The 8995-nt window shown below is 62.9% G+C and carries 10 protein-coding genes; 7 read left to right on the top strand and 3 right to left on the bottom strand.

Annotated elements, in window-relative coordinates:
• Positions 1-177: 177 nt before the first annotated feature.
• Entirely contained in the window at positions 178-963 is a 786-nt protein-coding gene (locus ACXJ7R_RS17595; protein ID WP_457152949.1) for a DUF1223 domain-containing protein, read from the bottom strand.
• Positions 964-1138: 175 nt separating this feature from the next.
• Here ACXJ7R_RS17595 and ACXJ7R_RS17590 point away from each other — a divergent pair, with 175 nt between their 5' ends.
• Positions 1139-1843, top strand: coding sequence for a ceramidase domain-containing protein (locus ACXJ7R_RS17590; protein WP_457152948.1), 705 nt, complete (start codon positions 1139-1141; stop codon positions 1841-1843).
• A 59-nt stretch (positions 1844-1902) separates the two neighbouring features.
• Here the strand turns inward: ACXJ7R_RS17590 and acnA are convergent, their stop codons facing one another.
• Positions 1903-4593, bottom strand: coding sequence for an aconitate hydratase AcnA (gene acnA / locus ACXJ7R_RS17585; protein WP_457152947.1), 2691 nt, complete (start codon positions 4591-4593; stop codon positions 1903-1905).
• A 281-nt stretch (positions 4594-4874) separates the two neighbouring features.
• Here acnA and ccmA point away from each other — a divergent pair, with 281 nt between their 5' ends.
• The 4 genes from ccmA (at position 4875) to ACXJ7R_RS17565 (ending at position 7081) form a co-directional block, all read left to right on the top strand.
• Positions 4875-5513, top strand: a complete 639-nt coding sequence (gene ccmA, locus ACXJ7R_RS17580) for a heme ABC exporter ATP-binding protein CcmA (protein WP_457152946.1) — start codon at positions 4875-4877, stop codon at positions 5511-5513.
• A gap of 37 nt (positions 5514-5550) precedes the next feature.
• Entirely contained in the window at positions 5551-6216 is a 666-nt protein-coding gene (ccmB, locus tag ACXJ7R_RS17575; RefSeq protein WP_095083994.1) for a heme exporter protein CcmB, read from the top strand.
• Between the two features lie 125 nt (positions 6217-6341).
• Complete coding sequence (gene ccmD, locus ACXJ7R_RS17570; protein WP_095083995.1) at positions 6342-6509, top strand: heme exporter protein CcmD; 168 nt, start codon at positions 6342-6344, stop codon at positions 6507-6509.
• On the top strand, positions 6506-7081 hold the full coding sequence (locus ACXJ7R_RS17565; RefSeq protein WP_095083996.1) for a DsbE family thiol:disulfide interchange protein: 576 nt from the start codon (positions 6506-6508) through the stop codon (positions 7079-7081). Before ccmD ends, ACXJ7R_RS17565 begins: the two co-directional genes overlap by 4 nt.
• Positions 7082-7239: 158 nt before the next feature.
• Here ACXJ7R_RS17565 and ACXJ7R_RS17560 read toward each other — a convergent pair whose 3' ends face one another.
• Positions 7240-7407, bottom strand: coding sequence for a hypothetical protein (locus ACXJ7R_RS17560; protein ID WP_095083997.1), 168 nt, complete (start codon positions 7405-7407; stop codon positions 7240-7242).
• Positions 7408-7795: 388 nt separating this feature from the next.
• Between ACXJ7R_RS17560 and ACXJ7R_RS17555 the strand changes: the two genes are divergently transcribed.
• Both ACXJ7R_RS17555 and ACXJ7R_RS17550 read left to right on the top strand, forming a co-directional pair.
• Entirely contained in the window at positions 7796-8716 is a 921-nt protein-coding gene (locus tag ACXJ7R_RS17555) for an SMP-30/gluconolactonase/LRE family protein (RefSeq protein ID WP_457152945.1), read from the top strand.
• Between the two features lie 33 nt (positions 8717-8749).
• Entirely contained in the window at positions 8750-8959 is a 210-nt protein-coding gene (locus tag ACXJ7R_RS17550; RefSeq protein ID WP_457152944.1) for a tautomerase family protein, read from the top strand.
• Positions 8960-8995 lie beyond the last annotated feature (36 nt).

Genomic DNA, 8995 nt, shown 5'->3' with positions numbered 1-8995 from the left:
CCCCTTGCGGGGGAGATGGCCGGCAGGCCAGAGGGGGGCTGTCCCGCMGACATCAAGGTCCTGTAAAGCTGTGGCGTCAGCGCATCGTTGCCTTGCCCCTGCCCTGCCTCAGGATGACGAAATGACGATCGTCTCGCTATCGGCGAAACGGAACGCGCCAATCGAGATGTGAAAGCTTCAAGGCTTGTGAATGAAGGCGGCGCCGAGAATGGGGCCGGGCAAGCCATCCCTGCCGACCGACTGCAGCAGCACGGCGCAGCCGCCCTTCTTGGAGATCTCGCTCATCGGCAATTCATAGCGCTGCGCCTTGCCGTGCCACATGCCGGCGGTCTGAATGCCCGAGACCGCGTTCCAGTAGGTCAGCTTGCGGCCGGTGTTCTCACCCTGGCCGATCTTGACCGTCTGCGGCGGGTCGAAATAGACGATGACGACATGGGCATCGCTGGGACCGTTTCCGGCATCGCCGGCGTCGATCATCACGCGGTCGCTGGTCCGGCTGACCTTGACCGCGACCCGCATGCCCTGGCCGCTCTTGGCCATCCGCGCCAGCGCGCCATCGACATCGACGCGGCTGGCGCCGTTGACATGGACGCGGCCGTTGATGACGGCCTGCGGGGTGTAGACCGAGCGGCTGCCGAAGGCGCGCATATAGTCATTTTGCCGCTCGGTGTTCTCCTTGCGGCTCAGCGTGTCCTGCCAGCCGAGATAATCCCAGTAGTCGACATGGTAGGCGAGCGCGACGATGTCTTCCTTGGCGGCAAGCTCGGCGAACAACGCATCGGCCGGCGGACAGGAATTGCAGCCCTGGCTGGTGAACAGCTCGACCACGCCCAAGGGCCTGTCGATCTGAGGTCTGTCGGCCTGCGTCTTGCCGGGCTCGGCGGTTTGGCCGGTGCCGGCAGCCGCTGAGAAGGCCAGCGCAAGGGCCGCCAGCCACAATGTTTTTCGCGAGGCCATGGTCATTCCGATTCCCGCCGGTGGCGCCGGCTTTATTGTCGTTGCTGGAATATGTGGCAGAAGCGGAAGTCAACGGGAAGTCACGTTGCGGTGAAATTTTTGCCGTTGCAACCGACCGCAGCGGCGCAATAGGAGAAGGGCTCGCAGTTCAGGGTAGAAACCGATTCGGGCGGCAATCACGATGTGGCAAACTCTTTCGGGGCCGATCGATCTCTATTGCGAGCGAACCGGGCCGGAACTCTGGTCCGAGCCGGTCAATGCCCTGACAAACCTTGCCTTCATCGCGGCCGGCCTGTGGGGCGTGCGCGAGGTGCGAAGGCTGCGCACCGGCACTTTCGCCGAGGTGCTGGCCTGGTGGGTGGTGGCAATCGGCATTGGCTCGACGATCTTCCACACCTTCGCCACCAGGGGCACGGTCTGGGCCGATGTGCTGCCGATCGCCGGCTTTACGCTGGCCTATACGCTGTTCAACCTGCGCCGCTTCCTCGGTATGCAATGGGGCAAGGCGATCGCCATCTTCGTCGCCTTTTACGTGGTTGCCGGGCTGCTGACGCTGGCGGTGCCGGACTGGCTTCGCCAGGCCTCGAATGGCACGACGGGCTACCTGCCGCCGTTCCTGGCGCTCGCCTTCTTCGGCATACTGGTGGCGGCCAGCGGCAATCGCGCCGGCTGGTACAATCTGGTGGGATCGGCGATCTTCGTCGTGTCCGTCATCTGCCGGATGGTCGACCCGCTGGTCTGCGCCGGCTTCCCGCTCGGCACGCATTTCCTCTGGCACATCCTCAACGGACTGATGCTCGGCGTGCTGCTGGCCGCAGCGGCGCGCTTCGGAGCGCCGAAAAATATGGGAGTAAGGGAATATGGGAGTAAGGCAGTAGGGGAATAGGTTAGCCTGTTCTTGCTTGCCCTACTCCCCTACTCCCTTACTGCCCTATTCCCTTATTACTATGCTGCCAGATCGCGCAGCACGTATTGCAGGATGCCGCCGTTCTTGAAGTAGTCGAGCTCGTCCAGCGTATCGATGCGGCAGATGATCGGCACGTTCTTCACCGTGCCGTCGCCATAGGTGACCTTGGCGGTCATCGTCTGGCGCGGCTTTATGGTGCTCAGCCCGTCGATCTCGACCAGCTCGTCACCCTTCAGGTTGAGCGACGCCCAGGATGTGCCGTCCTCGAAGACAAAGGGGATGACACCCATACCGACCAGGTTCGAGCGATGGATGCGCTCGAAGGACTGGGCGATGACGGCGCGCACGCCGAGCAGATTGGTGCCCTTGGCCGCCCAGTCGCGCGACGAGCCGTTGCCGTATTCGACACCGGCAAAGATCACCAGCGGCACGCCTTCCTTCTTGTATCCCATCGCCGCGTCGTAGATCGATTCCTCTTCCTTCGACGGGTAGTGGATGGTGTAGCCGCCTTCCCGGCCATTCTCGCCCAGCATGTGGTTGCGGATGCGGATGTTGGCGAAGGTGCCGCGCATCATCACCTCATGGTTGCCGCGACGCGTGCCGTACTGGTTGAAGTCGGCGACGCCGACGCCATGGTCGGTGAGATATTTGCCCGCCGGCGAGGCCGCCTTGATCGAACCGGCCGGGGAGATATGGTCGGTGGTGATCTTGTCGCCGAACAGGCCGAGCACGCGGGCGCCCTTGATGTCGCCGATCTTGCCGAAACCAGCGGTCATGCCGGCGAAATAGGGCGGGTTCTGCACATAGGTCGAGTTGTCGTCCCAGGTGTAGGTCTGGCCTACCGGCGCCTCGACGTTCTGCCAGTATTCGTCGCCCTTGAAGACGTCGGCATATTTGCGGGCGAACAGCTCGCGGGTGACGTTCTTCTCGATGAACTCCTGGATCTCTGCCGAGCTCGGCCAGATATCCTTGAGATAGACCGGATTGCCGTTCTTGTCGTCGCCGAGCGGCTCGGTGGTGAGGTCCTTGGTGACGGTTCCAGCCAACGCGTGCGCGACGACCAGCGGCGGCGAGGCGAGATAGTTCGCCTGCACGTCGGGCGAGACGCGGCCTTCGAAGTTGCGGTTGCCGGACAGGACCGCGGCGGCGATCAAGCCYTTTTCATTGATGGTTTTCGAGATCGGCGCCGGCAGCGGGCCGGAATTGCCGATGCAGGTGGTGCAGCCGAAGCCGACCAGGTTGAAGCCGATCTGGTCGAGCTCCTTCTGCAGTCCTGACTTTTCCAGATATTCTGCGACCACCTGGCTGCCCGGCGCCAGCGAGGTCTTGACCCATGGCTTCTGCTTCAAACCGAGGCGGTTGGCGTTGCGGGCCAGCAAGCCGGCGCCGATCAGCACGCTCGGGTTCGAGGTGTTGGTGCAGGAGGTGATGGCGGCGATGACGACATCGCCATGGCCGAGATCGTGGTCGGTGCCGTCGACGGCGTAGCGTTTGTGGATCTCGGCGGCCTTCTTGTACTCGGTCTCCATCGCCTTGGTGAAGCCTTCCGGAATGCCTTCCAGCGCGACGCGGCCTTCGGGCCGCTTGGGGCCGGCCATCGACGGCACGACGGAACCAAGTTCCAACTCGAGCAGGTCGGTGAACACCGGGTCGGCCGAGCCGGTGTCGCGCCACAGGCCTTGCGCCTTTGAATAGGCCTCGACCAGCGCGATGCGATCCTCGCTGCGGCCGGACATTGTGAGGTAGCGGATGGTTTCGCTGTCGACCGGAAAGAAGCCGCAGGTGGCGCCGTATTCGGGCGCCATGTTGCCGATGGTGGCGCGGTCGGCCAGCGTCATGTTTGAGAGGCCCGGGCCGAAGAACTCGACGAACTTGCCGACGACGCCCTTCTTGCGCAGCATCTGGGTGACGGTGAGCACGAGGTCGGTGGCGGTGACGCCTTCTTTCAGCTTGCCGGTGAGGCGGAAGCCGATGACCTCGGGCAGCAGCATGGAGACAGGCTGGCCAAGCATGGCCGCCTCGGCCTCGATGCCGCCGACGCCCCAGCCGAGCACGCCAAGGCCGTTGATCATCGTGGTGTGCGAATCGGTGCCGACGCAGGTATCGGGATAGGCGGTGGTTTCGCCGTCCTCAGTGTTGGTCCACACCACCTGGCCGAGATATTCGAGGTTGACCTGATGGCAGATGCCGGTGCCGGGCGGCACGACACGGAAGTTGCGGAACGCCTGCTGGCCCCATTTCAGGAACTTGTAGCGCTCTTCGTTGCGCTCGTATTCGAGCTCGACATTGCGGGCGAAGGCCAGCGGCGTGCCGAATTCATCGACGATGACGGAATGGTCGATGACGAGGTCGACGGGAACCAGCGGGTTGATCTTCTGCGGATCACCGCCGAGCGAGGCCATGGCGTCGCGCATGGCGGCAAGGTCGACCACGGCCGGAACGCCGGTGAAATCCTGCATCAGCACACGAGCTGGGCGATAGGCGATCTCGACGCCGGCGGTGCCCTTGTCGGTCAGCCAGCCGGCGACCGCCTGGATCGATTCCTTGGTGACGGAGCGACCGTCCTCGTTGCGCAGCAGGTTCTCCAACAGCACCTTCATCGAATAGGGCAGCTGGGCAATGCCCGTGAGGCCGTTCTTCTCGGCCTCGATGAGATCGAAATAGACATACTCCGTACCGCTTGCGGTCAGCGTGCGGCGGCAATTGAAACTGTCTAGGGATTTTGACACGTGCGATCCTTGTCTGTTCAGCCTGAAAGGGAACGGACGCCGATGGCATGCAATCACGCGCAAAGGTGCGGGTACGGCCATTTCCGCTGTCCGTTCCCAAGCAACCCGAGCCGTTCAAGGCGGCGCGTGCGCTGGTTCGGCGCTAATTCTGTTCCCGCGCCGACCGCTGGCACGGATGCACCGCATATAGAGAATTTTCTGGAATAGTTCTAGACAGTTGCAAAGCAAATTTGTGCGATGCGGCAGCTGCCGCGACACATGGTTTTCAGGGCAGGCGAGGGATGCGGCTGATCGCCGAAAATCTGGGCGGCGAACGCGGCGGCGACACGGTGTTTTCCGGCATCGGCTTTGCCCTGGAGGACGGGCAGGCGCTGGTTGTCACCGGGCCCAATGGTGCCGGCAAATCGACCTTGCTGCGGGTCATCGCCGGGTTGCTGCCGGTGGCCGAAGGCAGTGTGCGGATCGAAGGCGTTGTGAAGATCGAAGACGTTGTGGAGATTGAAGACGGGGGCGAGGCATTTCCGTCGATCGCTGCGGCCTGTCATTACCTTGGTCACCAGAACGCCATGAAGCCTGCGCTCAGCGTGGCGGAAAATCTGCGCTTCTGGCGCGACTTCAACGGCGATGGACATGCCGGCGTCGAAGAGGCGCTGGAAACGGTCGGGCTGGGCGGCATCGGCCACCTGCCCTTCGGCTATCTCTCGACCGGGCAACGGCGGCGCGCGGCGATCGCCAAGCTTCTGGTCAGCCACCGTCCGCTGTGGCTGCTTGATGAGCCGACGGCGGGGCTGGACAAGGCTTCGGAGCGGCGATTTGCGCAGTTGATGGGGAAGCATTGTGGGGAGGGTGGGATCATCGTTGCGGCGACGCATTTGCCGCTGGGATTGGATGAGGCGAAGGAATTGAGGATGGGGCAGTGATGTCGGCGTTCCTCCCTGGGCAAAGGCACCTCAAAGCATGCTAGCCCTCTTCCTGCGCGACATCCGTCTCAACATCCGTGCCGGCGGCGGGGCCTTGACTGGGGTCATCTTCTTCCTCGCCGTCATCGCCACCATCCCTTTCGGCGTCGGGCCGGACCTCAAGCTGCTTGCCCGCATCGGGCCGGCGATCCTGTGGATTGGCGCGCTGCTCTCCTGCCTGCTTGGCCTTGACCGGCTGTTCCAGGCCGACCGCGAGGACGGCTCGCTCGATCTGCTGGTGCTCGGCAACGATCGGCACATGCTGGCCTTGACGGTGTTGACCAAATGTCTGGCGCATTGGGCGGGCAGCGTGCTGCCGTTGGTGGTCGCCGCTCCCTTGCTCGGCCTGTTCATGAACATGGAGCCGATCAGCATCGGTGCCACGGCGCTGACGCTGCTCGTCGGCACGCCGGCGATCACCTTTATCGGGGCGGCCGGTGCGGCGGTGGCGGTGGCGCTGCCGCGTGGCGGGCTGCTGATCTCGGTGCTGGTGCTGCCGCTGACCATCCCAGTGCTGATCTTCGGCGTTTCGGCGAGCTACGGCGCGACGGCCAATCCCGATCCGTTTCTGCAGCCCTTCCTCATTCTTGCCGCGCTGACCTTGTTTCTTGCGGTGCTGGGCCCGGTCTCGGCGGCGCTGGCGCTTCGTCATGGAACGGATTGAGGTGACATCAAAGGCTGCGGCGCGGCGCCCGATTGCGAAGCCGATGGTGCGGGGATAAGGGAAGGCATGTTCGAATTGGGCGACATGACCGGTTTGGAAAGCGGCACCTTGGCGGGGCCTGGCGTATGAGCGCGCACGCCCTCTACGTGACCGCCGCCTATACGATCACCGCCGTGGTGCTGGCCGGGCTGGTCGGCTGGATCCTGCTCGACCAGCGGGCGCGCAAGCGCGAACTCGCTGAACTCGAAGCGTCAGGCGTGCGGCGGCGTTCCGACAAGGGCGCCAAGCCATGAGCATGGAAACGGAAACGCCACCACCCAGTCGCCGCCTATTCGTGCTTTTGCCGCTGTTGATCTTCCTCGGCCTGGCCGGACTGTTCCTGTCGCAGCTGTTGTCGGGGCGCGATGTTTCGGAAGTGCCGTCGGCCCTGATCGGCCTGCCGGCGCCGCAGACGAACCTGCCGGCGCTGGAGGGCATCAACCTGCCCGGGCTCGATACGAAATCCTTCGCTGGCAAGGTGACGCTGGTCAACGTGTTTGCGTCGTGGTGCGCGCCGTGCCGCGAAGAGCACCCGGTGCTGCTGGCGCTGGCGCAGGACAAGCGTTTCGTGATGGCGGCGCTGAACTATAAGGACCAACCGGAAAACGCCCGCCGGTTCCTCGGCGATCTCGGCAATCCGTTCCAGGCGATAGGGGTCGACGAAGCCGGGCGCACGGCGATCGACTGGGGCGTCTACGGCGTGCCGGAAACCTTCGTCATCGGCAAGGACGGCAGGATCGCCTACAAGTATGTCGGGCCGCTGACGGCCGAGGCGGCGCGGATGGTGTTGTTGCCGCAGATCGACAGGGCACTGGCGGCGCATTGATATTCAGGTGTTGCCGGCCTGCAAACGGCGGCTTCCTTTGCTTCCGGTGCTCACGTACTCAAAAGTACGCTCCGCTCCGGTTCTCGGAATCCACCGTTTTCGGCTCAGCCTGACCTCAATCTCAACGCGCCTGGGCGGCGCCGAGCAATAGTCCGAGATCAGCCGTAGATCTGCTTGTGGACCTGGTAGAGCATTTCTGAACGGTCAGCGCGCATGTCGGCCAGATCGCGGCTGGAAAAGCTGTCGATTTCGGCGACGAGGCGGTTGTAGTGCTTGCGCTTGGCAATGCTGGTGCGAGCGCGGGTCATGAGATCGTTGAAGATCATAGCAAGGTTCCTTCTGTGCCGCGTTTCTGGCGGCCGGTTGTTCCTCCCTTGATCGATACGAAGCATGACATAGTAGTGATGCATTGCAAAAAGAAGATGTTGCAATGCACCATTGCACGCAGCGCATAGCCGGTTAATCGGTCCTTACTGGCAGTTCTGATGAGTTGGCGTTGCTTCCCATCTGCCTTGAGAGGTCAAGATGCGGTGAAGCGCTCATCATCGATCTTGCCAGATCGATTTCCGGCTGGCTTGATCGCGCCTGTAGCGTTGCGTCCTTCCGGACGTGCAAAGAACRCTGTAGCACTTTCATTTTGCGCATGATCCTTTCCGAAGATCGGAATCGATTTTTCGGGATCATGCGCCCGACCTAAATGCCGGGAGAAAAAGCATGGCCGCCGCAGATTATTACGAAATTCTTGATCCGCGTTTCGCGCGGCTGTTCAGTTCCAACGCGCAAGTGGAAAAGCTGTTCACTGGATGCCAATGGGCGGAAGGGCCAGCCTGGTTCGCCGCCGGCCGTTACGTCGTCTGGTCGGATATCCCCAACAACCGCATGCTGCGCTACGACGAGACGGACGGCAATGTCAGCGTCTTCCGTCAGCCCTCCGGCAATTCCAACGGCAACACCGTCGACCGGCAGGGCCGGCTGGTGACCTGCGAGCATTCGGGCCGCCGCGTCAGCCGCACCGAGTTCGATGGCTCGGTCACCACCATTGCCACCAAATGGCGCGGCAAGCGGCTGAACTCGCCCAATGATGCGGTGGTCAAGTCGGATGGCTCGATCTGGTTCACCGATCCGAGCTACGGCATCGACACCGACTATGAGGGCGACAAGGCCGAAAGCGAGATCGGCGCCTGCTACGTCTACCGGGTCGACCCCGGCACCGGCGAGGTCGAGGCCGTCATCACGGACATGGTCAGGCCCAACGGCCTTGCCTTCTCGCTCGACGAGAGCAAGCTCTATGTCGCCGACACCGGCCGCACGCATGGCGCGCAGGATCCTGCCCATATACGGGTGTTCAATGTCGGCAAGGGCGGCAAGAAGGTGTCGGGCGAAAAGGTCTTCGCCGATTGCACGGCCGGCCTGTTCGACGGCTTCAGGCTCGATGAGGACGGCCGCATCTGGACCAGTGCCGCCGACGGCATCCACTGCTACGATCCGGATGGGACGCTGATCGGCAAGGTCAAGGTGCCGGAAGTGACGGCCAATTGCGTGTTCGGCGGCAACAAGCGGAATTGCCTCTATATAGCCGGCACCACCTCACTCTACATGGTGCGGCTGATGGTCAACGGCGCCAAAACGTACTGAGCTGCCGTTAACAAAATCGAAGGGGAGGAAATCATGCCATTCGTCAACATCCGCATCGTCAAGGAAGTGATCGCCGCCGATCCGGCGGGCAAGAAGGCGGACATAGCCAAGAAAGTCACGGYCGCCATCGTGGACGCCACCGGCCTCAGCAATGACGATGTCTGGGTGGTCTTCGAGGAGGTCAACGCCCGCGACTGGTACGTCGGCAAGACCGATGTGGAGACACTGAGAAGCAAGAAGTAGCCTCAGCGGCTGGCGATGAAGTCCGCGAAAGCGGAC

The sequence above is a fragment of the Mesorhizobium sp. P5_C1 genome, assembly GCF_054049815.1.
The sequence above is the reverse complement of the archived record's forward strand: the minus strand, read 5'-3'. Positions and strand labels throughout refer to the sequence as shown.